The sequence below is a fragment of the Subtercola boreus genome (genome assembly GCF_003399635.1).
Classification (GTDB): Bacteria; Actinomycetota; Actinomycetes; order Actinomycetales; family Microbacteriaceae; genus Subtercola; species Subtercola boreus_B.
The window spans coordinates 41,637-67,289 of record NZ_NBXB01000006.1; the positions used below are offsets into that span (position 1 = coordinate 41,637).

The following is a 25,653-nucleotide window of genomic DNA, read 5'->3' on the forward strand; positions in this document are numbered from 1 at the left end:
GTAAATGTACGACGTAGATGCGCGTCGTACGGGAGCGGAAGCAGGAACAGACAATGAGACAGAGCCCCTGGAGCACCCTCGTCGTGCTCGCGATAGCGCAGTTCATGGTGGTGCTCGACGTGACCATCGTGAACGTGGCGCTGCCGAACATGCAGAACGACCTCGGATTCGCTCCGGATGACCTGCAGTGGGTGATCAGCGCGTACACGTTGATCTTCGGCGGTTTCCTGCTGCTCGGCGGAAGGTCTGCCGACCTGATCGGGCGCCGGCGCGTCTTCGTGATCGGGCTCGTCGTCTTCGCGCTGTCATCGCTCGCGGCCGGACTCGCGACCTCGCCGTTCGAGCTGATCCTCTTCCGCGGGGTGCAGGGGCTCGGCGGCGCGATGCTCTCTGCGAGTGCTCTGACCCTCCTCACCGTGACCTTCGAGCACGGCCGCCGGCGGAACATTGCGCTCGGCATCTGGGGTGGACTCGCGGGTCTCGGTGGCACTCTCGGCGCGATCGTGGGCGGCGTTCTCGTCGACAGTCTCAGCTGGCGCTGGGTGTTCCTCGTGAACGTGCCGATCGGTGTCATCGTGATCGTCGCGGCGTTCCTCATCGTGCGGGAGAGCCGCGCGGAGATCACCGGCAGGCGCACCTTCGACATCGCGGGAGCGGTGCTCAGCACGACCGGGCTGCTCGCGATCATGCTCGGCGTGATCCGCGCAGAACCGCTCGGCTGGGGCTCGCCCGAGGTGATCGGGCTGCTCGCCGGGGGAGTGCTGCTGCTCGGCGCGTTCGTGCTGGTCGAATCGCGTTCGGCGGCACCGCTGATCCCGCTCCGGCTGTTCCGCACGCGGAGCCTGTCGTTCTCGGTGGTCGCGCTCGGCCTGAACAGCGCAGGGTTCCTCGCGATGTTCTTTTTGACGGCGATCTTCCTGCAGCAGGTGCGGGGGCTCTCGGCGCTCGACACGGGGATCGCGTTCCTGCCAATGGGTGTCGCGGCCATCGTGGGCGCGGTGGTCGCCTCCCGATTCGTGACCACCTTCGGCACCCGGCCGGTGCAGATCGTCGCCGCGCTCATCAGCGTGGTGGGGCTGGTGCTGCTGTCGGGGGCGGATGCGCAGAACGACTATGCGACGAACCTGCTGCCCGGGCTGGTGCTGTTCGGGCTCGGCATCACGGCGATGGGGGTTCCGGCGCAGGTGGCGGCGCAGTCGAAGGTGCACCGGAACGACGCCGGTGCGGCATCCGGAGTGCTGAATGCGGGGTACCAGGTCGGCGGTGCGCTGGGGCTGGCCGTGATCACCACGCTGGCGACGTCGCACATCGCGGATGCGCTGGCCGGAGGCACGGCGCCGGTGGCTGCGGCGGTGGGCGGGTTCCAGTTCGGGCTGCTGGTGGCGGCGGTCTTCGCTGCCGCGAACATCGTGATCGCGGTGCTGTCGCCGTCGGTGAAGGTGACGGAGGCCGAGGCGACGGAGGCCGCGGAGCTCGAACCCGTCGCGATCTAGCGCGGCGCCCGCCGGGCGGGCGGCGTGCGTGCGCATCGCGACGAAGGGACGCAAAGTGTCGGAAAGCGCGGGCTTTGGAGCGCTTTGCGTCCCTTCGGTGATGTGGGGGCGTGGGGCGCGGTGCGCGGACTGGAGCGAGGGGCGGGGCGCAGCGCGTCAGGCGGCGGCCAGCGCGACGGTCGGCGAGACGCGGGTCGCGCGGCGGGCGGGCGCGAGCGACGCGAGCAGCGTGAGGAGCGCCGCCGCGACGGCGACAGTCGCCACGAGCTCGAGGGGCAGGGTCGGCGCCACGAGACCGGGACTTCCGGCGATGCCGCCGAGGAGCGACTGGGCGCCGGCCCAGCCGTAGAAGGTTCCGAGCGCCACGCCGAGCACGACCGCCGACAGGGTGAGGGCCGTGCTCTCGGCCACGATCATCCGCCGCAGCTGGCCGCGGGTGAATCCGAGGGCGCGGAGCAGTCCGAGCTCGCGGGTGCGCTGCAGCACACTCAGCGACAGCGTGTTCACGAGACCGACGGCCGCAAGGAGGGCGCTGAAACCCATCAGGGCCGAGAAGACGACGACCGTGCTGACGAGCATCCTGTCGACCCCCTCGTACACCTCGGGCTGGGCGGCCTGGGCCCTGCGGATCATCTGCTGGAAGCCGGCCGTCGCCACCGCGAACGTGGTGATCAGGGTCACACCGATCAGCACTCCGACGGTTGAGCGGGCGCTCCGTTCGGGGTTCCGAACCGCGTTCCGGGCGGCGAGCAGGGCTGTCGGCCCGCGCCCGAAGAGCCGGCCGACGGCGCTCAGGATGACCGGCAGCACCCGGTTCGCGCCCACGATCACTCCCAGGAACGACACGATGCCGCCGACCAGCGCCACGAGCACTCCCCGCGGGTCGCCGAGGCCGACGAAGACGCCTGCCGCGAGCAGGATGTCGCCCCCGAGGAAGAGCGCGAGAGCAACGGCGGCCCGGGCCGGCCCGCCCGCGGCTTCGCGCTGGTCGGAGGGCAGGGCGGCGGCGATCGCCTGGATCGGCGTCACGGCCAACACCCCGCGGGAACCCACCCACGATGCAGCCCAGGTCGTGAGCGCCACGGCGACCACGGGAATGCCGGCCACCGGGGTGAGGGGAGCGTAGGGCAGGTCGGGGAGCAACCCCGCAGCGACAGAGGTCCCGATCAGGAGGACCGTCACGACGGTGCCTCCCAGGGCCCCGAGTATCGACCCGGCCAGGCCGACGAGCAGCCCCTCGCGGGTGATGGATGCCCGTTCCGAGCGCGCGTGGGAACCGAGCAGTCGGCGCAGCGCAATCGCCCGGGTGCGACCGGCGATGATCGTCTGGAAGCTGTTGGCCGTGACGACGGCGCCCACGTACACCGCGATGCTGAGGAAGATGACGGCCGCGATCGACAGGATGGAGGCCACCGTCGCGCTGGCGCCGGTGACGTCGTCGGCGGCGATGGCGGTGGTCAGCACCGACACGGTCTCGAGGAGCGAGACACCGAACGCCGCGCTGAGGGCGGCGACGAGGATGCTCGGGGCGTGCTCGCGGAGCGGGCGGGCGGCGGTGGGGCGGGCGGCGGTGGTGCGGGCGGTGCCGGTGCGGACAGCGCCCGGTCGCGGGGAGGCGGCGCGGGGGTGGGCGGCGCCGCGGCGGGCGGCGCTCACGCGGCGACCTCGAGGTCGAGCATGAGGCGGCTGATCTCGTGCGCCGACGACGGCCCCCGGTCATCCACCACGCGCCCATCGGCGAGGAAGATGATGCGGTCCGCAAAACTCGCAGCGATCGGGTCGTGGGTCACCATCGCGATGCTCTGCCCGTGTTCCCGGCTCGCGCTCGTGAGCAGCCCGAGCACATCGCGGCTCGTCTTCGAGTCGAGGTTGCCTGTGGGCTCGTCGGCGAAGATCAGTTCCGGTCGGGTGACCAGCGCGCGGGCGATCGCTACCCGCTGCTGCTGCCCGCCCGACAGCTCGTGCGGGCGGTGGCCGAGCCGCGCGGTGAGCCCGAGGGAGTCGACCAGCGCGAGCATCCGCGCCGTCTCGGCAGCGTCGGGCCGGTGACCGTCGAGCTCGTACGGCAACAGGATGTTCTGCTGCACGTCGAGCGTCGGTACCAGGTTGAACGACTGGAAGACGAACCCGATCCGGCGTCGGCGCAGCAGGGTGAGCGCACGATCGTCGAGCCGGGTGATGTCGGTTCCGCCGAGGAAGACGGTTCCGGATGTCGCGCCGTCGAGCCCGGCCATGATGTGCATCAGCGTCGATTTGCCCGATCCGCTCGGTCCCATGATCGCCGTGAAGCTGCCGGACTCGAGCCGGAGGGTGACGTTGCGGAGTGCGCTGACCGCGGCGGAGTCGGCTCCGTACGACTTGCTCAGGTTCAGAGTCTCGGCGATCGGCGCCCGGAGCGCGGCGTTCAGGTGCTGGCGGGCCGGAACGGGCGGGGTGAGGGTTTCTGGGGTCATTCTCCGACCATAGGAAAGGGACTCATGCGCCGAATCGCTCGAAGGGATGACCGGGGTCAGCCAGAGGGATGATTCGGAGGTTCAGCCGGCCAGGCCGTGCTCGTAGGCGAAGACCACGAGCTGCACGCGGTCGCGGAGCCCCAGCTTGCCGAGCACGCGGCTGAGATGCGTCTTCACGGTGGCCTCGCTCACGAACTCGTCGGACGCGATCTCGGCGTTGCTGAGTCCGCGCGCGACCTGGCTGAAGATGGCGCGCTCCCGCACGGTCAGCGAATCGAAGGCCGACGGCGGTGGGGTCTTCGCCGAGCCGGCCGTGAAGTGGTCGAAGAGTTCGCGCGTCGCCGAGGGGGCGATCACGGCGCTGCCGCTGTGCACCATCCGGATCGCCGAGAGCAGAAAGGCGGGCTCGGCGTCCTTCAGCACGAAGCCGCTCGCCCCACTCCGGATGGCGCGCGCGGCGGCCTCGTCGAGGTCGAAAGTGGTCAGCACGATGATGCGCGGCCGTGCAGCACCCCGGGCATCCGCTGCGGCCAGGATGTGCTGGGTCGCCTCGATGCCGTTCATTCCGGGCATCCGCACGTCCATGAGGATCACGTTGGGGTGAACCACGGCCGCAAGCTCGACACTCGAGGCTCCGTCGGCGGCCTCACCCACAAGCAGCAGGTCGGGCTGGCTGGCCACGAGCATCCGGAGCCCGGAGCGGAAGAGCGCCTGGTCGTCGACGAGCGCGACGCGGATGACCACGGGGTCGCTCACGCGGTGACCGCCCGACTCGGTGTCGGCTGGAGTCCTGTCGTGGCTGCGGGAATCGGCAGCTGGGCTGAGACCACGAAGAGCGTGCCCCGTGGTGCGGCGGCGAGCACGCCGCCGGCGAGGGTCGCGCGCTCGATCATGCCGGGGATGCCGTGGCCTGGGCCGGCGGCCGGTTCGGGCGCTGCGCCGGTGGAGGGGGTCGCCAACGCCGAATCGGCGCCCACGCCTACGCCTGCGAGCGGGTTCGTGCTCGTCACGGTCACCCACAGCTCCTCCCGGCCCCAGTCGAGCGCGACGACCACGGGTTTCGCCCGGTCGGCGTGCCGGAGCGCGTTCGTCAGCGCCTCCTGCACGATGCGGTAGACGGCGAGCTCGCGGGGGGAACCGAGGGGCGCGGAGACACCGCTCGTGCGGAGCTCGACCGTGAGCCCCGTCGACCCGAACTGGCGGGCCAGGTCATCCAGCTCGCCGAGTCCCGGTTGCGGTCCGCTCGGCTCGTTGTGCCGGAGCTCGCCGAGCAGCACCCGGAAGTCGGCGAGCGCCCCGCGTGCGGTGCTCGCTATCGTGCTCAGTGACTCGTCGACGAGGTTGTGCCCATCCCGCGGGTTCGCGATCTGATCGTGATGTATGCCTGATGAGGCATGCAGGTAGCGGGCGCCGTCGGCCTGGGCGATCACCACGGCAAGCGAGTGCGCGACGATGTCGTGCATGTCCCGGGCGATGCGGTTGCGCTCCTGCTCGACGATGACCGCCTGTTCGGCGAGGAGCCGGTCGTTCTCTGCCGCCTGCTGGGCCGTGCGGCTCGCCTCCGAGCGGGAGAACGCTCGCGTCAGCACCCCCAGTACCCAGCTCAGGATGAACACCGCCACCGCACCGGTGAAGACGATCAGAGTGCTCTCCGCCACCGTCGCGAGTTCGCCGTTCAGACCGGCACGGAGGCCCTGGTAGATGACCGAGGGCGTCGCATAGGTGAGCAGTGCGGGAATCGTCACTGTGTAGAGCGTCGCGAGTGCGGCCCCGACGAACGTCGACGCGAAGCCGAGCCAGCGCAGCACGCTGGGACCGTAGGCGGCGCTCGAGTAGAGCACCGGGAGGATGGCGAGGTCGGCGAGGCCCGGATCCTGCCGCAGCAGCATCTGGAGCACGGCGACCAGCCACGCGAGGATGAGCGCGAGCGGCGGACTGAACCGGCGGAGCGCGAGAGCGACGCCCATCCCGAGGGCCACCCCGGCGTCAGCGAAACCCACGTAGCCGGACTGGGCCGTGTAGGCGAGCGCCACAACGACGAGAAGTGCGGCCACGCCGATGTCTGTTCCCAGCTGGCGGGAGGTGAGGGCGCGGATCATAAGAACACCGTAGGCGGCGCGCGGGGGCGCGGGGCGGCCACGCGGGGGATTCCGCATTATGGGCGGGCCGAAATCGTCCTTCCGATGGAGGAATCCCACCCGGCTGTGGGAGGTTGGAGGAAGCGTGCGCGGGTGACCGCGCCACGCACTGACACGCCATGCACTGACGAAGGAGAACCATGATCACCGCCACGCTCGAACTGCGACTGAAGCCCGAAGCCGTCTCCGGATCGGAGGGCCTCATCCGCACGGTGCTCACCCAGACTCGCGCTCGCGAGGGCAACCTCGGCGTCGACGTCCTCATCGACCGCGACGACTCCACGCATGTGACGGTCGTCGAGCGCTGGGAGTCGATCGAGGCCGACACCGCGTACCGCGCCTGGCGCCAGACCGACGAGGGAAAGAGCGAGCTCGGCACGATCCTGGCGGGGCCGCCCGTGCTGTCGATCTACGAGACGTCGTTCTCGCTCTAGGTACCGGTACGGTACCGGCGCCGGCTCCAACTCGGCACGGGCGCGTCAGCCGATGCGCGGGGCCGCCTCGAGCAGGCGGCGGGTGTACTCGTGCGCCGGGCGGGCGAACACGTCGGCGCTCGGGCCCGTCTCGACGATGCGTCCGTCGAACATCACCGCCACCGTATCGCTCATGTGCTGCACTACGCCGAGGTCGTGCGAGATGAAGAGGTAGCTCAGGCCGCGCTCTTGTTGCAGTTCGTCGAGCAGGTCGAGCACCTGTGCCTGCACCGACACGTCGAGGGCGGAGACGGGTTCGTCGCAGACCAGGATCTGCGGATCAGGCGCCAGCGCCCGCGCGATCGCCACGCGCTGGCGTTGCCCACCCGACAGGTGCAGCGGCCTGCGGTCGGCGAGGGCGGTCGCCAGCCCGACGGAGTCGAGGAGCTCGGCGATCGACCGGGCGAGAGCGGCCCGCCCCCCGGCTCCGCTGGCGCTCCGGCCTGACGTGAGCGCGTCGGCGAGGATCTCCCGCACGTTCCTGCGAGGGTCGAACGAGCCCAGCGGATCCTGGTAGATCGCCCCGATCCTCCTCCGCTCGGGGCGGCGCAGGCGTTCGTTCAGGATGCTCCACGGAGCGCCTCCGAGGGTGACTGTTCCGGCATCCGGAGCCGTCAGCCCGAGCGCGAGGCGGGCGGTCGTCGTCTTGCCCGAGCCGGACTCACCGACGAGCCCGAGGGTGCGCCCGCGCTCCAGCACGAACGAGACGTCGTCGACGACGACGCGTCGCGACCCGTCAGGACTTCGGTAGCTCTTCGACAGCCCCCGGGCCTCGAGCGCGGCACTCCCTGCGGGCATCGTGTCTCCCGCACCTCCCAGACCGCGCGAAGGGGCCGAAATCGTTCCACCCCGGGTGTCATCCGACGATTCGGGTCCCTTCGGTGACGAGCCCACGCTGCGATCGTGTTGGGCGGTCGGCGCGGTGGCCGCGGGGGTGGGGGTAGGGGCCAGACGCGTGCCGCGTGGGCGCCCGGCCGGCACGGCGCGGATGAGAAGCCGGGTGTACTCGTGCTGCGGGTCGCCGAGAACCTGCGTAGCGGGCCCCTGCTCCACGATGCGCCCGTCTGTCATCACGGCGATCGTGTCGGCGATACGACCGACCACCGCCAGGTCGTGGCTGATCAGCAGGATGCCCGTGCCCTCGCTCTTCAGTCGCTCGAGCAGCCGCAGGATCTGCTCCTGCACCGTGGTGTCGAGGGCCGTCGTCGGTTCGTCCGCGATCAGGAGCGGCGGTTCGAGGGCGATCGCCGACGCGATGAGCGCCCGCTGCCGGAGTCCGCCCGAGAGTTCGCCGGACCGTTGCCGCGCGCGCAGGTGCGGTTCGGGAACACCCACATCGGCGAGCACCCGCAGCACGCGTGCGCTCCGCTCCGACGGCGTGAGGCGGGTGTGCAGGCGCAGGGCATCCGCGATCTCCCGCCCCACCGTGCGGAGCGGGTCGAGGGAGACGAGGGCATCCTGCAGCACGAGCCCCACGTCGGCACCCCGCATCGCCCGCAGCTGGCGGTTCCCGAGGGTGAGCACGTCACGGGAGCCGACCCTGAGGCGATCGGCGGACACGTGTGCGCTGTCGCCTGCGAGGCCCAGGATGCTGCGTGCCGTCACGCTCTTGCCCGACCCCGATTCGCCCACCAGCGCGAGGCACTGCCCGGGTTCGATGCGGAAGCCGACCCCGTCGACGACCTGGGTGCTCGCGCGCCCGGTGCGGAACGCGACGCGAAGGTTCTGCACGTCGAGCACGGCGGCACGCTCGCTCATCGCCACGGCATCCTGCTCGCTCATCACCGCTCCCGGTTCCGGCGCTGGAGGCCCCGCCCGAGTACCGTCGCCGACGCCGCTGCCAGCACCACGAACGCCCCCGGGAAGAACGTCAGCCACCACGCAACACTGATGTACGTTCGCCCCGCCGACAGCATCGCGCCCCATTCCGCCGCGGGCGGCACCGCCCCGAGCCCGAGGAAGCTGAGCGCCGCCGCCCACACGATCGCCTGCCCGACCCCGAGCGTCGCGAGCGCGAACAGCCCGGCTGCCACGTTCGGCAGGATGTGCCGGCGGAAGATCTGCGCCGGGCTCCGCCCGAGCACCGTCGCGGCCTCGATGTACCCCGATCCACGGATCGAACGGATCTCGGACCGGACGATCCGCGCGTAGCCGGGCGCCGTGGCGAGCCCCACGGCGATCGTCGACGTCGCCACTCCCGGCCCGAAGATCGTGATGAACAGCAGCGCGAGCAGCAGCCCCGGGAACGCGAACAGCACCTCGAGCAGCCGGTTCACGCCGAAGTCGACGGCGCGTGGGCCGAGGCCGGCGAGGGAGCCGAGGATGACCGCCAGCACCAGCCCGATCCCGGTCGCTGCCACGCCGATGAGGAGCGACGACCGCGCTCCGTAGACCACCCGGGTGAAGATGTCGCGCCCGGACTCGTCGGTGCCGAACCAGTGCCGGGGCGACGGCGGGGTGAAGGCGTCGGCCGGGGCGATTCCGAGCGGATCGGTCGCGGTGAGCAGGCTCGGGGCGAGAGCGGCGACGAGCAGGAAGATCAGTACGAGAGCGGCGACGATCTCCCCGCCGTGCAGGTGGCCGAGGATCAGGCGGAGGTGGCGGGTTCCGGATGCACGACCATCCGTTTCGCGCCGGCCGGGGCCGGGTTTCCCACCGGTCCCCGCCGTTGACGGCAGCAGCGGCGCGCCCGCTGAGCCGCTCACCGGTCGCCGCCCTGCTGGCGCAGCCGTGGGTCGGCGATCCGATCGGCCAGATCCGTCGCGATCGTCACGACGATGTACACCAGCGCGACCACCATCACCACGCCGATGACGACAGGAATGTCCCTGATCAGCACGGCATTCAGTAGCGTGCGGCCGAGCCCGGGGCGGGCGAAGACGGTCTCCACGACGACAGCACCGCTGATGAGCGATCCGAACGCCCAGCCCGAGAGGCTGATCGCGGGCAGGGCGGCATGCCGGAGCGCGTGGATGAGCCGCACCCCGGTCTCGCTCTCACCCCGGGCTCTCGCCGAGACGGTGAACGGGGCATCCAGAGCGTTCAGCACCGACTCGCGCATGAGCTGCCCCAGGAACCCGGCCAGCGGGATCGCCAGCGTGAGCACGGGCAGCACGAGGCCCGGGATGCCCGGCGTGCTGATCGCCGGAAGCCAGCCCAGCCCCACGCTGAACGGCAGGATGAGGATCGTGCCGAGCCAGAAGTTCGGCACAGCGGCGGCGACGATCTCGAGCACGGTGGAGACGGCGGCAGCGACGCGCCCGCCCCGGGTCGCCCACAGTGCGAGCGCGATGGCGAGCAGCCAGGCGACCGCGAGCGAGATCACGGTGAGCACCAGTGTGCTGCCGAGGCCGTCGAGGATGACCTGCCCCACCGGCACCTTCAGCGCGTACGACGTGCCGAAGTCGCCGGTCGCGAGCCGCCCCAGCTCGTGCAAGTACTGGGTGAACAGGGGCTGGTCGAGCCCGAACTCGGCGCGCGCCTGCGCGAGCGCTTCGGGTGTGGCCCGGGAGCCTGGCCCGCCGAGGATCGCCTCCGCCGGGTCCCCCGGGATCAGCCTGATGCCGAAGAAGATCAGCGTGGCCACGGCCCACAGCACGAACACGGCCCCCGCGACGCGTGTCGCGGCCCACCGCACCGCGCGCCAGACCCCGCCGCCGCGCTCGTGCGGGCGCGAGTGCAGCGCTTCCGCTCCGCCCGCACTGCCGGGGCCCGGCGAACCGGCGGCGTCGGCGAGGAAAGTCACCCTCCGAGCCTAGGCGCTCGCCACGGCCCGGCGGCTACCCGCGCGGATGTCTGGGCTCCCTCCGGAATGCGCTGGGCCAGACCCGCGCCGTTGTGGCCGCGGTTCGGCCCCGCGCATTCCCTATTCGACCGTTCGCGCGTGCGCGTGCGGGTGCGCGAGCGTGTGCGTGGGCTCAGCGGGAGCGGCGGCTGCCGACGGGGCCCTCGACGATGGCGGCGATCTCTGAGGTGGTGACCTTATCGTGGGCCGCGTCCGCGGGCGTGCCCGCGGCATCCAGCACCGGCTCGGCGTCCTCCGCGCTCATCGTCGCCTCATCGAAGGGGAGCTGGCGGGAGAGCACCGCGCGCACGCGCTCGTGGTCGATCTGCTTCGTCCAGGTGCCGATCAGGATGGTCGCCACCGCGTTCCCGGTGAAGTTCGTCAGCGCGCGGGCCTCCGACATGAAGCGGTCGATGCCGACGATCACGCCGACGCCGTTCACGAGGTCGGGGCGGTGCGCCTGGAGGCCGCCGGCGAGGGTGGCGATTCCGGCACCGGACACCCCGGCGGCACCCTTCGAGGCGATCATCATGAACAGCAGCAGCGAGATCTGCTCCCCGATGCTCAGCGGCGTGCCCATGGCGTTTGCGATGAACAGCGACGACATCGTGAGGTAGATCGCCGTGCCGTCGAGGTTGAACGAGTATCCGGTGGGAACCGTGATGCCCACGACCGACCTGGTGACGCCCACGTGCTCCATCTTCGCGATGAGGCGCGGTAGCGCGACCTCGCTCGACGACGTCGACACGATCAGCAGGTACTCCCGGCCGAGGTAGCGCATCAGCTGGAAGATGTTGGTGCGGGCCGCGATCCAGAGCAGACCGCCCAGGATGACCACGATGAAGAGCGCGCAGGTGATGTAGAAGGCGATCATCAGCGTGCCGAGGCTCACCAGTGCGGCCGCGCCGCTCGAGCCGACGACCGCCGCGATCGCACCGAACGCACCGATCGGCGCGACCCACATGATCATCGACAGGATGCGGAACACCAGCACCTGGATCTGCCCGATCGCGTTCAGGATCGGCTTGCCTTTCGCCCCGAGGTGCTGCAGGGCGAAGCCGACCAGCAGCGCCACGAACAGCACCTGCAGGATGTTGCCCGCGGTGAGCGAGGAGAGGAGCGAGGTCGGGATGATCCCCAGCACGAACTGCGTCGAATCCGCCGGGGCCAGCGCCGAGGTGTCATAGGTCGCGTTGGCGATGTTCAGCCCGTCGCCGGGGTGGATGACGTTGCCGACGACCAGTCCGATGCCGAGTGCGAACGTCGACATGATGATGAAGTAGCCGAGCGCCAGCCCGCCGATCTTGCCGACGGTGGCTGCCTTGGCGATGGATCCGACACCCAGCACGATGGTGCAGAAGATGACGGGCGCGATCATCATCTTGATCAGCGCGACGAACCCGTCGCCGAGCGGCTTCAGTCCCTTGGCGAACTCGGGGGCGAGGAGCCCGACCGCGATGCCCGCCGCGACGGCGACGATGACGAACAGGTAGAGGTAGTGCGCGCGGTCGAGGCGTTTCCTGGGGCGGCCGGAGCCGGAGCCGGAGCCGGAGCCGGAGCCGGGCGTTCGGGCCGTGCCGGCGGGGCCGGCCGTGTGAGGCGTCTTTGCCATGAGTGTTCCCTTTCGGATGGCGCCGCACGACTCCGTGGGCGCTGTTCAGTCGGGCAAGCATCCGCCAGAACCGCGAAGGGTGGCGGGTTCTGTTCATAGTGTTCGCGAGCATCCTCTGCCCGCGGCGTCTACCCTGAGGGTGACCGAACGTTTCGCACCGTTGCGAGAGCAGAACAGGGCAGGTGGGCACGCCGCATGATCGCCTGGATCCGTCGCTGGAGCATCTCCCGGCGACTCTTCGCGCTGCAGTTCGTGTTCATCCTGCTGCTCACGGCCGCGGCGCTGGTCTGGCTCTGGAACGACGCCCGCGGAATCGTCGAGACGAGCGCCACCGACCACAGCCTGTCGGTGGCGACCTCGATCGCCGACAATCCGTTCGTGCTCGAGGCGATCCAGGCGGCGGGTCCGGATGCCGCAGGGTCGGCCGGCAGCGGAATCCCCGGTGCCGATCCGAGCGTTCTGCTCGAGCCGTACGCCGAGAACCTGATGGCCGACACCGCGACCGATTTCATCACGATCATGGCGCCCGACCGCACGCGCTTCACGCACCCGAACGTGGACCAGATCGGCCGGCCGTTCGTCGGCACCATCGAGCCGGCGCTCACGGGCCGCACCTTCACCGAGACGTACACCGGCACTCTGGGGCCGTCGGTGCGCGCGGTGGTGCCCATCCTGAACCCGCAGGGAACCGTCGTCGCGCTGGTGGCGGCCGGGGTGACGGTCTCGAAGGTGTCGGGTGCGCTGGCCGAACGGCTGCCGCTCGTGTTCGGATTCGCCGGCCTCACGCTGCTCTTCGGCGCCCTCGCGTCGTGGCTGCTGAGCCGGTATCTGCAGCGGGTGACCTGGGGCCGGGGGCCCGAGGAGATGAGCCGCATGTTCTCGTACTACGAGGGTGTGCTGCACTCCGTTCGGGAGGGTCTCGTGCTCGTCGACTCACGCGGACGACTGGTGCTGCACAACGACCAGGCGGCCGAGTTGCTCGGTCTTCCGCCGTCGGGGAGTGTTCCGGTGGCGGTCTCCGAGCTGCAGATCCCGGATGCTCTGCAGAGCCTGCTCGCAGGCGGAGACCGTGCCGTCGACGAGATCTTCGTCACCGAGAACCGGGTGCTGGTGGTGAACCAGGAGCCCGCGGTCGCGGTGGCGCCGGGGCGTGGCACCAGGCGTCGCGTGACCTCCCGGCGCGTGATGGGCACGGTGACGACCCTCCGCGACCACACCGACCTGCTGCGCATCTCGGGCGAGCTGCAGAACATGCGGACGCTCTCCGACGCGCTCCGCTCGCAGACGCACGAGCACGCGAACCGGTTGCACACCATCGTCGCGCTGATCGAGCTGGGTCGCGGCGAGGAGGCGATCGCGCTGGCGGCCGGTGAGCTCGATCGCGGTCAGAACCTCGCCGACCAACTCATCGAGGCTGTCGAGGAGCCGGTGCTCGCCGCGCTCCTCGTAGGCAAGTCGGCTGAGGCCCGGGAGAGAGGGGCGGAGCTCGAGCTGGTGATCACACCGGGGCTGGGACAGCTGGGGGTGCCCCCCGACGACCTCATCACGATCGTGGGCAACCTCGTCGACAACGCCCTCGACGCGGCGATCGACGGCGGCACGGGTCATCCGCGGGTCGTCGTGGCTGTCAGCGGGGGCGCTGGCGGGCGCGGGGGCGGTGGCGCTCGGGGTGAGCGCTCGGGGAGGGAGCCCGTGGTCATCCGCGTCTCCGACAACGGACCGGGCATCGACGACGTCGGCCGCGCCTTCGAGCGGGGCTACTCGTCGAAGGCCGCCGGGCCGCACGGGCGTGGATTCGGCCTGGCGCTGGTGGGCCAGAGCGTTCGGCGCCTGGGCGGCAGCATCGGCGTCGAGGCGGACGGGGGCGCCGTGGTGACGGTCACGCTGCCGCGCGGCGCTGCCCGGCAGTCCGTTCGCGAGACGACGCCCGGATGACCGCCGCTCCCGTCAGGGTGCTCGTGGTCGACGACGAGGAGATCACGGCCAGCGCCCATGCCGCCTACCTCGGCCGCGTCGGCGGGTTCGAGGTGGCGGGGATCGCGCACACCGGTCAGGAGGCCATCCGGCAGCTCCGCACCGCGGCAGCACGCGGAACGGAGCATCCGGCCGACGCGGACCCGCGGCATCCAGAACCACGGCCGACGCCGATCGACCTGATCCTGCTCGACATGAACCTCCCCGACATGTACGGGCTCGACCTCTGTCGCCAGATCCGCAGCGCCGGGCTCGAGATCGACGTGATCGCCATCACGGCGGTGCGTGAGATGGCGGTGGTGCGGGCATCCGTGTCGCTCGGCATCGTGCAGTACCTGATCAAGCCGTTCGCCTACGCCACATTCGCCGAGCGGATGCGCAGCTACCTCGACTTTCGGCACACCTTCGACGGTGACCGCCCGGTGGCGACACAGGGTGACGTCGACAGCACGTTCGGGGCCCTCCGTTCGGCGGCGCCGGTCTCTTACGACAAAGGCCTCTCCGAAGGAACGCTTCAGGTCGTGGTGTCAGCGCTCGCCGCGGCTCCCGCGGCGCTGTCGGCGAGTGAAGTGAGCGAAGCGGCGGCCGTGTCGCGTGTCACCGCCCGGCGCTACCTCGAACACCTGGTCGCGTCGGGGGCGGCGGAGAAGACCTCCCGCTACGGGACCCCCGGGCGCCCCGAGGTGGAGTACCGGCTCATGCGGAGCTGAGCGCGCCGGCTGTCCCGACTGCCGTCGCGCCGGTCGTCGTGCCCGCCTGCCGTCGCGCCCGCCCGTTCTACCGCCCGCAGCATCCGGCATCCTCCAGAACTGGTTGCCGCAGGGCAACCTCTCGATGAATTCCCCGGGTGAATCTAAACAGGGGGTGACCGCTCTGCAATAGGTTCGTTCAAGCCGTTTCCTCACCCATTCGGGGGACAGTCTCCGTCTAGCGTGGCTGACGAACTGAACAGCGAAGGTGGTTGCAGATGACGTCGACAGCGACGCGCCCAGCGGCGGGTGAGACATCCGGGCAGGCGGAGACGGGGCCCGGCGCGCGGCCCGGCACCGTGCCTCCCGCGAAGCGGAACGTACCCGATCCGGCCGAACGGGCCCGGGCACGAAAGCTCCAGTCGCGGCGCACGCAGGCCCGCAACTGGCTGCTCTTCGTGCTGCTCGCCGGCCCGAACATCGCCCTGCTCATCGCTTTCACGTACAAACCGCTGCTGCAGTCGTTCTACTACTCGACGCTGCAGTGGAACATCGGCTCGCAACGCGCCATCAACGTCGGGTTCCGCAACTACACCGACTGGCTGACCGATTCGACGACCCCGCAGGTGATCGGGGTGACCGTCGTCTTCACCCTCGCCACGGTCGGTGGCGGCATGGTGATCGGTCTCGGGCTCGCTCTGCTGCTCAACCAGAAACTCAAGCTGCGGGGGCCCGCCCGGACGATCATCGTGGCCCCCTATGTGCTCTCGGGCGTAGCCGTCGGCCTCCTCTGGCTGTTCGTCTTCGACCCGAACTTCGGCATCGTCGCAGCCGTGCTCGGGGCCATCGGCCTGCCGTCCCCGGCCTGGTACAACGACCCGCAGTGGGCGCTGGTGATGGTCATCATCGTGCAGCTCTGGAAGAACGTGGGCTACATCGCGCTGATCTACCTGGCGGGGCTGCAGGCCATCCAGGCCGACGTGCTCGAAGCGGCGGCTCTCGACGGCGCCGGACCGGTGCGGACTTTCCGGCGCATCATCCTGCCCCTGCTCGGCCCGACCTCGTTCTTCCTCAGCGTCACCACACTGCTTTCCTCGCTGCAGAGTTTCGACATCATCCAGGCGATGACGAAGGGCGGCCCGCTCGAGGGCACCACCACGATGATGTACGAGATCTACCGGGAGGGCTTCGTCGCGGGCCGGGCCGGGTACTCGTCGGCCGTCGCCACCATCCTCTTTGTCGTGCTGATCATCGTGACGCTGGTGCAGCTGCGATTCGTCGAACGAAAGGTGCACTACTCATGATGCGCAGATTCCCGATCGGCGGCTACATCGCCCTGCTGGTCGCCGTCGCCGCGATGGTTCTCCCTCTGGTCTGGATGCTGCTGGCCAGCTTCAAGGGCCAGACGGAGATCTACTCCCTTCCGATCCAGTGGCTGCCGTCGTCGTTCGCACCGACGAACTACAGCGACGCGCTCGGCGTGGTGCCGTTCGGGGCGTTCTTCGTCAACAGCGCCATCACCACGGTCGTCGGGGCCGGGATCAAGATCATCCTGGGGCTGATGACGGCCTACGCCCTGGTGTTCATCGAGGTGCCCTTCAAGAAGGTGTTCTTCGCGATCGTGATCTTCGCGCTGCTCGTGCCGCAGCAGATCGTGATCATTCCGAACTACACGCTCGTCGCGAGCCTCGGCTGGCTGAACACCTACCAGGGCATCATCGTGCCCGGCCTGGCGAGTGCGTTCGGCACGTTCCTGTTCCGGCAGCACTTCCTCTCGCTGCCGCCCTCGGTGCTCGAAGCGGCCGCGCTCGACGGCGCGGGCCACCTCCGGCGGCTCTGGGCCTTCGTCGTGCCGATGTCGACCCCGACCATCGCGGCGGTCGCCCTCGTCTCGGTGGTCACCGAGTGGAACGAGTACCTCTGGCCGTTGCTGGTGGTCGACCGCCCGAACATGATGACCCTCCCGATCGGCCTCACCCTGCTGCAGAACACCGACGGCATCACGAACTGGGGCGTGCTGATGGCCGGAACGGTGCTGGTCACCCTGCCGATCCTCATCGTCTTCTTCGTGATGCAGCGGAAGATCGTCGCCGGCCTCACGGCGGGCGCGGTCACCGGTTAGCTCCCCCCAACTTCTTCCCACCCCGCCCTCTTACAGAAAGACAGAACCATGACGCCTCGTTTCGACCTCTCGAATGCCTTCCCCAACGGCGTGACACGCCGCAACGTGCTGGCCTTCGGGGCCGCGCTCTCGGGCACGGCCCTCCTCGCCGCCTGCGCCGGGCCGTCCGTGGGCGGTGATGTCGGCTCTGCCGCCTCCGCCACTCCGGCCCAGGACTGGACGAACATCAAGCCGGCCTCCTCGATCACCTGGTGGACCAACCACCCCGGCAACTCGATGGCGACGGAGCAGACCATCATCGACGGCTTCCAGGCTGCGAACCCGGGTATCGTCGTCAACATGGTCACGGCCGGTGCGAACTACGACGAGATCGCGCAGAAGTTCCAGGCGGCATCCGGAACCGACAGCGTGCCCGACCTGGTGGGCGCGAGCGATGTGTGGTGGTTCCGCTACATGATCAATGAGCAGATCATCCCGCTCGATGACCTCGCGGCGCACCTCAACGCGAACACCGACGACTTCAACAGCACCCTCTACGGCGACTACGAGTACAACGGCAGCCACTGGGCGATGCCCTACGCGCGGTCGACCCCGCTGTTCTACTACAACAAGTCGCTCTGGAGCGCAGCAGGCCTCCCCGACCGCGCACCCGCGACCTGGGACGAGTTCGACGAGTGGGCTCCGAGGCTCAGCGCAGTGATGAACGGCGCGGCACCGCTCGGCATCGGCAAGGGCACCTCCTGGGCCGCGTGGTGGTTCTGCAACATCATGTGGGGCAAGGGTGGCGCCTACTCCAGCGACTGGACCATGAAGCTCGACCAGCCCGAGACCCTCGAGGCGGGGGAGTACCTCCGAGCGATGATCAACGAGAAGAAGAGCGCCACGGTGTCGGCGACCGATTCCGCGGCCGACTTCGGAGCGGGCCTCAGCGCCTGCACCGTCGCCTCGACGGGTGCACTCACGGGCATCCTCAAGTCGTCGACCTTCGACGTCGGTACCGGTTTCCTGCCGGCCGGCCCGAAGGGTGCGTTCACGCCGACGGGCGGAACGGGCATGGCGATCCCGGCGGGCAAGACGCCCGAGCAGCAGCTCGCGGCCGGCATGTTCCTGAAGTACCTCACCGATGCCGAGCAGACGGCGACGTTCTCGGCGGCGACCGGCTACATGCCGGTGCGCACCTCGGCGATGGAGGGCGCCACGATGAGTGCGATCTACACGCAGAAGCCGCAGTTCCGCACCGCGGTCGATCAGTTAAAGAACGCGCGCTCGCAGGACTGGGCGCGCTCGTTCGTGCCGTCGGGTGACAAGTACCTCACCACCGCGCTCGAGCAGATCATGCTGCAGAACTCGGCTGCATCCGACGTCTTCCCGAAGGCGTCTGCCGACATCACCACGTCGTACGAGCAGAACGTGGTGCCGTACCTGTGACCCCGTTGGTCGTCGCTCCCCGGGTCATCGCCCACCGCGGCGCTTCGTCGGTCGCCCCGGAGAACACCATCGCCTCCTTCGACGCCGCGCTCGCGGCGGGTGCCGACGCCATCGAGGTCGACCTGCAGCTCACGGCCGACGGGGTCGCGGTGGTCATCCACGACGACCGCCTCGACCGCACGACCGACCTCGTCGGTGACGTGGAGGGGACGGATGCTCGTTCCCTCGCCTCCGCCGACGCCGGAACCTGGTTCGCCCCGGCGTTCGCGGGTGCCCGCGTGCCCACCTTCGACGACCTTATCGCCTGGGCCGCCCGGCACCCGGGTATCGGATGGCTGCTGGAGTTCAAGGGCCGCTGGGAGGAACGTTCGCTCGCGCCGGAGCTCGAGAAGGTGCGCCTGGCCGGGATGGTGGCACGCACCGTCGTGCAGAGTTTCGACGTCGACACGGTGCGGGCGCTGGGGGCTACGGCTCCGGATGTGCGGCTGGAGGTGCTCGTGTCCGAGCTGCCGGGGTTGCCCGCCCGACGCGAGTGGATGGGTGCTGCGGCTGCGGCCGCCGTCGCCCGGCCCGGCGCGGTCGATGCGGAGGCAGCAGCGGTGGCTGCGGCTGCGGCGACTGCGGAGCTCGTTCGGCTGCTGGGCGAGCTGGGTGCCGCCGGGTGCAACCCGTACGGGCTGCTGCTCGTCGAGCATCCGAAGCTCGCCGCCGATCTCCGGGCGGCCGGCTTCTCGGTGACGCCCTGGACGCTCGATGAGCCCCGACAGTGGGAGCTCGCCGTGTCAGCGGGTGTCGACGGGATCATCACCAACCGGCCCCAGGACCTCGTGGCGTGGGCGGAGGGCGTGGGCACGGGCGCCTGAGCCTGTGCCGCGCGCCGCGGCGGGTGCGGGCGGGCCGCCGCGCCCGCCCGGGAGGCCCTCTGCTCGCCGGCTCCGCGCGGAGTCCGGGCATCCGGAGTCCGGGCGTGACAGGCTGGTGACGTGATGGAACTGTTGATCGCGGGGGTGTTCGCCCTCCTGGGCATTGCCGGCGCCGCCCTGCTCGGGCCCAAGGTGCGGATCGCCTCGCCGCTCGTGCTCGTCGCGCTCGGAATCGCGGTGAGCTTCCTGCCGGTGGTGCCGGCGTTCCAGGTGGAGCCGGAGCTGATTCTCGCGGGCGTGCTGCCGCCGCTGCTCTACTCCGCGTCGGTCTCGATGCCGGCCATGAACTTCCGCCGGGAGTTCGCCGCGATCAGCGGGCTCTCGATCGTGCTGGTGATCGCCTCGTCGGTGGTGCTCGGGCTCTTCTTCGCCTGGGTGATCCCGGGGCTCGACCTCTGGTGGGGAATCGCGCTCGGCGCGATCGTGAGCCCCACGGATGCGGTGGCCACCTCGATCGTCAAGAGATCGCCTGTCTCCTCCCGTGCGGTGGCGATCCTCGAGGGCGAGAGCCTGCTGAACGACGCGACGGCCCTCGTGCTGCTGCGCACAGCCATCGCGGGAGCCGCCGCCTCCGTCTCCCTCTGGGGCACGATCGGAGAGTTCGCCTTCGCGGTCGCCGTCGCCGCAGCGCTCGGGTTCGTGGTGGGCCGCCTGAACCTGTTCGTGCGCGCGCGCATCCAGAACGCCACCGTCGGCACGGTGATCTCGTTCACGGTGCCGTTCCTGGCGTCGATCCCGGCCGAGCTGCTGGGCGCATCCGGTCTCGTCGCCGCCGTCGTTGCCGGCCTCGTGACCGGCCGCCTCGGGCCGCGGGTGCTGTCGCCGCAGAGCCGCCAGTCGGACACTCAGAACTGGAACACCGTCGAGCTGGTGCTCGAGGGCGCCGTCTTCCTCCTGATGGGGCTCGAACTCTCGTCGATCTTCGCCGATGTTGGCCAGGAGCGGCTCGGCGTCGGACCGACCCTGCTGATCGCGCTCGGCGCCCTGTTGCTGACCATCCTCGTGCGGGCCGGGTATGTCGCACCGCTGCTGCGCGGGCTGAAGAAGCGGTCGGAGCGCACGGCGAGCATGAAGCCGCGCCTGACCCAGATGGCATCGGCGCTCGCCGACCCGGCCGCCGCGGCGGAGCGCGCGTCGGGGATGATCGAGGCAGCGCGTGCGGGGCAGGGCGCGGAGCGGCTGCGCGCCCTCGGGGCGGGTGCGGCCGATGCCGGCGATGGCGGTGTGCAGCCGGCGGAAGGCGTATCGCAGGGTCTGTTCACACCGCCGGGCGCCGCCACTTCGCAGGCCCCCGGCGCGGGATGGGCGCCGGGGGAGGTCGTGGGTGGGCCCGGCTTCGGACGGGGCGCGCCCGCACGGAACGGCGGACCGACCTCCGACCTCGCTCTTCGCGCCGACCTCGGCGACCGCGCCCGACGGCGCATCAAGCGGCGGTTGCGGAGGCGCCGCCCACCGACCGTCGCCGACATGACCCGGTTCACCACACGCATCACCCGCACCCTGGCCGACATCGACTACCTCGTGCAGGCGCCGCTCGGCTGGCGCGAAGGCGCGGTCGTCGTCTGGGCCGGCATGCGCGGAGCGGTGACGGTCGCGGCGGCACAGACCCTTCCGCAGGACACCCCGAACCGCTCGCTCCTCGTGCTCATCGCGTTCGTCGTCGCTGCCCTGTCTCTGCTGATCCAGGGCGGAACACTGCCGCTGGTCATCCGGTGGCTGAAGCTCGCACCCGTCGACGCGGAGCTCGCCGCCGACGAACGGGCCCGCCTGTTCACGCTGCTCAGCGAGACGACGCTGGATGATCATCCGGAGGCCGTGGACAGTACGACCACGACCTCGGGGGATTCGGATGACGTGCCGGACGCAGACGCCGATGCCAACGCCGACCGTGCCCCCGTCACGGGCGACGGGACGGCAGGCGGCGACGGTGCGGGTGCCAAAGGCGGGGCCCCGCCGCCCGCGCACCGCACCCCGAAGCAGCAGGCGCTGGCCCTCATCGCGGCGAAGCGCACCGTGCTGCTCGATGCCCGCGACGACGGCACCTTCAACGCCGACACCCTCGACGCGGCCCTCTCCGCCCTCGACGCCGAGCAGATAGCCCTCCAGCTCCAGGGCGCTCCCACCGCCTGACCCGCCCCCACCGCCTCCAACTCGAATCAGGGAGTCGAAATCCGCCCTGAACCAGCGGTTTTCGGGCGGAAATCGACTCCCCGATCAAGGTGAGGGAGGTGGGAGGAGGGGGCGGGGCGGGCAGGCGGGTCAGGGGGCGGTGAGGGGGAGGAGGATGCCCGCGACCGACGGGTCCGTGGCGAGGAAGTCCTGCACGGCCGGGTCCTGGAACGCGGCGACGAGCTTCTTGATGTTGTCGGTGTTTGTGAAGTCCGAGCCGATCGTGAGCTGCCCGGCGAACTCGTCGGGTGCCTGCGGGGCGAAGATCTGCTTCGCGATCGGGATGTTCGCCGCCAGGTAGTACTCGGTGTAGCCGACGGCCGCGTCGAGGTCGGGCAGCGACCGGGACTGGGCGGCGAAGTCGAGCAGCGTGAACTTCAGGTTCTTCGGGTTGGAGGCGATGTCGTCCTGGGTGGCCGTGCCCTTGCTCGTGCCCGGCTTCAGGGTGATGAGGCCGGCGCTGTCGAGGATCCACAGCCCTTGCGCCTCGTTGGCCGGGTCGGAGTACAGCGAGATCGTTCCGCCGTCGGGAATCTGCGAGACGTCGGTGTACTTGTCGCTCCAGAGCCCGAAGCCCCAGCGGAACACCGGCGTCGCCGCCTCCTCCTTGAAATCGGGGTTCGACTCGAGCACCTGCCCGAGCCAGAGCTTGTGTTGGTACACGGTTGCAGCGACTTCGCCGTCACTCACCGCACGGTTGATCGTGTTGCTGTCGCTCAGGCCTTTGAACTGCACGTTGATGCCGTACTTCGGCGCGACGTTCGTGGCGACGAAGTTCACCAGCGCCTGCTCCGAGGCGTTGCCTTCGGCGGTGGCCACATAGAGGGTTGCGCCGGCAGTGTCGTTGGCCGAGGCGGAGGGGCTGAGCAGGGGGATGGTGATCGCGGCGGCGACGCCGACGACGACCACTGCGGCACCGGCGACAATGGGCCAACGGCGGCGTTTCTTGAGCTCGAAACCGAGATCGGAGTCGGGGCCGGAGCTGGTGGAGGGTGTTTCAGACATGGGGGTAGTACCTCTCGTGGATGCTGTGAGAAAAGAAGGAGAAAAAAGGTGGAGCGCGTACCGGGCCTACGCCGGTGACGCCGCGTTCGCCGCTTCGATGTCGGTGCGCGCGATGCGCCGTGCATACCGCCGCCCGCTGGCCGTGGCCGCGTGCGGCGTGGTCATTCGCACCAGCCGGTCGCCGGTGACCTGCACCAGCGCGACGGTCGCAACGAGGATGATGATCGTCGCCCCCATCACCGTGTTGTCGAACCGCTGGTAGCCGTACGTCACGGCCACGTAGCCGATGCCGCCGGCCCCGATCGTGCCGGCGATGGCCGAGTACTCGATCATCGCGATGGTGTTGATCGTGAGCCCGCCGATCAGCGACGGGATCGCCTCGGCGAGCTGCGCGGTGCGGATGATCTGCAATCTTGATCCGCCTGAGGCCTTTGCCACGCGCACCAGCGACGGCGGAACGCTCCGCAGCGAGTTCTCGACGATGCGCGTGAAGAACGCGATCCCGGCGATCGACATCGGCACGACAGCGGCCGCGATCCCTATGTTCGTGCCGGTGATGAACCGCGTGAATGGCACGATCGACGCCATCAGGATCAGGAATGGAAGCGATCGCCCGATGCTGACGATCCAGCTCAGCACCTGGTGGAGCGCCGGGTTCTCGAACAGCCCGCCGGGCGCGAGGTTGTGGATGATCGAACCGAGCGGGATGCCCACCACCACCACGATCGACATGACGATGCCGACCATGATCAGGGTCTCGCCGAGCGCAGGGAAGACGAGCGCGGGGATGTCCGCGAGCGGAACCTGGTTGTTCGCGAGCACACTCATGCGGCGACCTCCGCCGGCTCGCGAACGGTCGCGGACGCCTCCGGGCCGGGAGCAGTGGCAGCATCGCCGATTCCCGCGGGGGAGGCCGCGGCCGCAGTTGTGTGCGACACGTCGCCGGCGCGATCGCTCTGCCGGGCATCCAGACCCAGCGCCGCAGCCGCAGCCACGACAGCCGCCGAGTCCGACGCCCGCAGCCCGATCGTCGCGTTGCCGACGACCGAACCGTTGATCGTCTCGATCGACGCCCCCAACAGCGAGACCGGAGTCGACAGGGCGCTGGAGAGCCGCGTGACCCAGTCGGTCGGCACTGCCGACGACGTGTAGCTGACCACCCAGGCCGCCTCGTCCCGGCCGCCGACCAGCGGCACCCGCACCGGGTTCAACGCCAGCCCGAGCGGCGACGACGCGTCGCGCAACAGGTCGACGACCCGCCCCGACTCCACGATGTGCCCGTGGTCGAGCCGCGCGACCGAGTCGGCGACCTTCAGCACGGTCTCCATCTCGTGCGTGATGAACAGGATCGAGAGCCCGAGGTCGTCGCGCAGCTCTTTCAGCAGCGTCGTGATCGAGGTCGTCGATTCGGGGTCGAGCCCTGAGGTGGCCTCGTCGGCGAGCAGGATCGACGGCCGGAGCGCGAGGGCCCGCGCAATCCCGACCCGTTGACGCTGTCCGCCCGAGAGTTCGTGCGGGTAGTGGTTCGCCCGCGACGACAGCCCGACCCGGTCGAGCAGCTCAGCGACGCGCTTCTTCGACTCCCTGGCGGTCACGCCGAGGTAGCCGAGCGGCAGGGCGACGTTCTGGGCAGCGGTGCGCCGGCTGAACAGCCCGTCGGACTGGAAGATCGTGCCGATCCGGCGGCGGGCGATCCGGAGCTTCTCCTCCGAGAGGGCGGAGAGGTTCTCGCCGTTCACGACGACCGACCCTGAGGTGGGCCGCTCCAGCAGGTTCACGCACTGCGCGAGGGTCGACTTGCCGGCCCCGCTCGGCCCGACGACCGCGAAGATCTCGCCCGCAGCCACGCTGAAGTCGAGGTTGTCGAGCACGGTGACCGCCGAGGGTCCCTGCCCGTAGACCTTCGTGAGCTTCTCGAGCGCGATCATCAGGTCACGACCGGGCGCCCGCGGGTTGCCCCACGCGGTACTGCGCACCGAGGTGCTCGGAAGGCAGCCGGTCGCCCCGGCCGTGCAGCTTGTTGCGGAGCGTTCCCTCGACGTATTCGGTCGGGTACGCGCCCCGCGCCTGCAGCTCCGGGATGATGAACTCGACCACGTCTTCGAACGTACCGGGAGTGATCGCGTAGGCCAGGTTGAAGCCGTCGACGTCGGTGTCGCGCACCCACTCCTCGAGGTGGTCTGCGACTTCGGATGCCGACCCCACGATGAACGGACCGAGCCCACCGATCGCCCCGAGCTTCGCGATGTCGCGCACCTTCCACTCGGCTCCGTCGTTGCCGGGTCCCTGGAAGTTCGCCACCGCTGACTGGATCGCGTTGCTCTTCACATTGCCGATCGGCTCGTCGAGGTCGTACTGCGAGAGGTCGATGCCCATCCAGCCCGACATGAAGACCAGTGCGCCGTCTTCGCTGGCGTACTGCAGGTAGTCCTGGTGCTTCGCGTGCGCCTTCTCGCTCGTCTCGTCGGTGATGATCGTCAGCAGCGTATAGATCTTCGCCGAATGACGGTCGCGCCCGGCGGATTCGAGGGCGTCGCGGATGTTCTTCACCGTCTCACGCAGCAGCTCCTTCGTGGGTGAGGCCACGAAGATCGCTTCGGCGTTGCCGGCGGCGAACCGGATGCCGCGGGGCGAGGCTCCCGCCTGGTAGATCACGGGCGTGCGCTGGGTCGACGGCTCCGACAGGTGGATACCCGGAACCGTGTAGTTCTTGCCGTAGTGCCCGATCTCGTGCACCTTCGCCGGGTCGGTGAACACACCCGTCTCCCGGTTGCGGATGACGGCGTCGTCCTCCCACGACCCCTCCCACAGCTTGTACAGCACCTCGAGGTACTCATCGGCCACGTCGTAGCGGTCGTCGTGTTCGAGCTGGTCGTCGTGCCCCATGTTGCGCGCGGCGCTCGGCAGGTAGCCCGTGACGACGTTCCAGCCGACCCGGCCCTTCGTCAGGTGGTCGAGCGTCGACATACGGCGCGCAAACGGGTACGGATGCTCGTAGGCCGTGCCGGCGGTGATGCCGAATCCGAGGTGATCGGTGACTGCAGCCATCGCGCTGACCAGTAGGATCGGATCGTTCACCGGAACCTGCGCCCCGTGCCGGATCGCCGCTTCGTTCGAGCCGCCGTACACGTCGTACGTGCCGAGTACGTCGGCGATGAAGATGCCGTCGAACCTGCCGCGCTCCAGTAGCTTCGCGAGCTCAGTCCAGTAGGAGAGCTCCTTGTAGCGCCACGACTGGTCCTGGGGGTGGCGCCACATGCCCGACGACTGGTGGGCGACACAGTTCATGTCGAAGGCATTGAAGCGGATCTGCTTGGTCATAGAGACATCCTGAGTGAAGCCGCGCCGTCGCGCATCCGCCCGCGTTACACGGCGTCACAAACCAGACCC

General features: G+C 69.9%; 21 protein-coding genes. 9 read left to right on the forward strand and 12 right to left on the reverse strand.

The features are described from left to right. Positions 1-53: 53 nt before the first annotated feature. Complete coding sequence (locus B7R22_RS01335; protein ID WP_116410024.1) at positions 54-1,493, forward strand: MFS transporter; 1,440 nt, start codon at positions 54-56, stop codon at positions 1,491-1,493. A 156-nt stretch (positions 1,494-1,649) separates the two neighbouring features. Here the strand turns inward: B7R22_RS01335 and B7R22_RS01340 are convergent, their stop codons facing one another. The 4 genes from B7R22_RS01340 to B7R22_RS01355 form a co-directional block, all read right to left on the reverse strand. Beyond that, positions 1,650-3,149 carry an ABC transporter permease gene (locus B7R22_RS01340; RefSeq protein WP_116410025.1) on the reverse strand — a complete coding sequence of 500 codons (1,500 nt, stop codon included), beginning with the start codon at positions 3,147-3,149 and terminating at the stop codon, positions 1,650-1,652. Further along, entirely contained in the window at positions 3,146-3,946 is an 801-nt protein-coding gene (locus tag B7R22_RS01345) for an ABC transporter ATP-binding protein (protein WP_116410026.1), read from the reverse strand. The genes B7R22_RS01340 and B7R22_RS01345 overlap by 4 nt, the downstream gene beginning before the upstream one ends. Before the next feature lie 81 nt (positions 3,947-4,027). Then, a complete protein-coding gene (locus B7R22_RS01350; RefSeq protein ID WP_116410027.1) occupies positions 4,028-4,702 on the reverse strand; it encodes a response regulator in 675 nt (224 codons plus the stop codon). Then, on the reverse strand, positions 4,699-6,045 hold the full coding sequence (locus B7R22_RS01355; protein ID WP_116410028.1) for a sensor histidine kinase: 1,347 nt from the start codon (positions 6,043-6,045) through the stop codon (positions 4,699-4,701). The genes B7R22_RS01350 and B7R22_RS01355 overlap by 4 nt, the downstream gene beginning before the upstream one ends. 179 nt (positions 6,046-6,224) lie before the next feature. Here B7R22_RS01355 and B7R22_RS01360 point away from each other — a divergent pair, with 179 nt between their 5' ends. After that, positions 6,225-6,518 (forward strand): putative quinol monooxygenase, encoded by a 294-nt coding sequence (locus B7R22_RS01360; protein WP_116410029.1) that lies wholly within the window; start codon positions 6,225-6,227, stop codon positions 6,516-6,518. A 45-nt stretch (positions 6,519-6,563) separates the two neighbouring features. Here B7R22_RS01360 and B7R22_RS01365 read toward each other — a convergent pair whose 3' ends face one another. From B7R22_RS01365 to B7R22_RS01380, 4 genes are all read right to left on the reverse strand, one after another. Continuing rightward, on the reverse strand, positions 6,564-8,339 hold the full coding sequence (locus tag B7R22_RS01365; RefSeq protein ID WP_253258815.1) for a dipeptide ABC transporter ATP-binding protein: 1,776 nt from the start codon (positions 8,337-8,339) through the stop codon (positions 6,564-6,566). Next, positions 8,339-9,148, reverse strand: coding sequence for an ABC transporter permease (locus tag B7R22_RS01370; protein WP_116410134.1), 810 nt, complete (start codon positions 9,146-9,148; stop codon positions 8,339-8,341). The genes B7R22_RS01365 and B7R22_RS01370 overlap by 1 nt, the downstream gene beginning before the upstream one ends. Positions 9,149-9,258: 110 nt before the next feature. Next, entirely contained in the window at positions 9,259-10,302 is a 1,044-nt protein-coding gene (locus tag B7R22_RS01375) for an ABC transporter permease (RefSeq protein ID WP_437184123.1), read from the reverse strand. Positions 10,303-10,474: 172 nt separating this feature from the next. Beyond that, positions 10,475-11,953, reverse strand: coding sequence for a cation:dicarboxylate symporter family transporter (locus B7R22_RS01380; RefSeq protein ID WP_116410030.1), 1,479 nt, complete (start codon positions 11,951-11,953; stop codon positions 10,475-10,477). Positions 11,954-12,148: 195 nt separating this feature from the next. On the opposite strand from B7R22_RS01380, the gene B7R22_RS01385 reads away from it, so the two are divergent. The 7 genes from B7R22_RS01385 (at position 12,149) to B7R22_RS01415 (ending at position 21,219) form a co-directional block, all read left to right on the forward strand. After that, the gene (locus B7R22_RS01385; RefSeq protein WP_116410031.1) at positions 12,149-13,888 is read left to right on the forward strand and encodes a sensor histidine kinase; all 1,740 of its coding nucleotides are present in this window, start codon (positions 12,149-12,151) and stop codon (positions 13,886-13,888) included. Next, positions 13,885-14,637, forward strand: a complete 753-nt coding sequence (locus B7R22_RS01390) for a response regulator (RefSeq protein WP_116410032.1) — start codon at positions 13,885-13,887, stop codon at positions 14,635-14,637. The genes B7R22_RS01385 and B7R22_RS01390 overlap by 4 nt, the downstream gene beginning before the upstream one ends. 257 nt (positions 14,638-14,894) lie before the next feature. Next, complete coding sequence (locus B7R22_RS01395) at positions 14,895-15,920, forward strand: carbohydrate ABC transporter permease (protein ID WP_116410033.1); 1,026 nt, start codon at positions 14,895-14,897, stop codon at positions 15,918-15,920. Then, positions 15,917-16,738 (forward strand): carbohydrate ABC transporter permease, encoded by an 822-nt coding sequence (locus B7R22_RS01400; RefSeq protein ID WP_116410034.1) that lies wholly within the window; start codon positions 15,917-15,919, stop codon positions 16,736-16,738. Before B7R22_RS01395 ends, B7R22_RS01400 begins: the two co-directional genes overlap by 4 nt. Positions 16,739-16,786: 48 nt before the next feature. Further along, positions 16,787-18,166, forward strand: a complete 1,380-nt coding sequence (locus tag B7R22_RS01405; protein WP_116410035.1) for an ABC transporter substrate-binding protein — start codon at positions 16,787-16,789, stop codon at positions 18,164-18,166. Next, complete coding sequence (locus tag B7R22_RS01410; protein ID WP_172582139.1) at positions 18,163-19,029, forward strand: glycerophosphodiester phosphodiesterase; 867 nt, start codon at positions 18,163-18,165, stop codon at positions 19,027-19,029. The genes B7R22_RS01405 and B7R22_RS01410 overlap by 4 nt, the downstream gene beginning before the upstream one ends. A 123-nt stretch (positions 19,030-19,152) precedes the next feature. Beyond that, entirely contained in the window at positions 19,153-21,219 is a 2,067-nt protein-coding gene (locus tag B7R22_RS01415; RefSeq protein ID WP_116410037.1) for a cation:proton antiporter, read from the forward strand. 129 nt (positions 21,220-21,348) lie between these two features. Here B7R22_RS01415 and B7R22_RS01420 read toward each other — a convergent pair whose 3' ends face one another. The 4 genes from B7R22_RS01420 to B7R22_RS01435 all read right to left on the reverse strand — a co-directional run bounded on the left by B7R22_RS01420 (position 21,349) and on the right by B7R22_RS01435 (position 25,584). Next, entirely contained in the window at positions 21,349-22,263 is a 915-nt protein-coding gene (locus B7R22_RS01420; protein ID WP_116410038.1) for a MetQ/NlpA family ABC transporter substrate-binding protein, read from the reverse strand. A gap of 66 nt (positions 22,264-22,329) precedes the next feature. Then, positions 22,330-23,091, reverse strand: coding sequence for a methionine ABC transporter permease (locus B7R22_RS01425; protein ID WP_116410039.1), 762 nt, complete (start codon positions 23,089-23,091; stop codon positions 22,330-22,332). Beyond that, positions 23,088-24,239, reverse strand: coding sequence for a methionine ABC transporter ATP-binding protein (locus B7R22_RS01430; RefSeq protein WP_253258816.1), 1,152 nt, complete (start codon positions 24,237-24,239; stop codon positions 23,088-23,090). Before B7R22_RS01430 ends, B7R22_RS01425 begins: the two co-directional genes overlap by 4 nt. Next, complete coding sequence (locus B7R22_RS01435; RefSeq protein WP_116410040.1) at positions 24,196-25,584, reverse strand: LLM class flavin-dependent oxidoreductase; 1,389 nt, start codon at positions 25,582-25,584, stop codon at positions 24,196-24,198. Before B7R22_RS01435 ends, B7R22_RS01430 begins: the two co-directional genes overlap by 44 nt. Positions 25,585-25,653 lie beyond the last annotated feature (69 nt).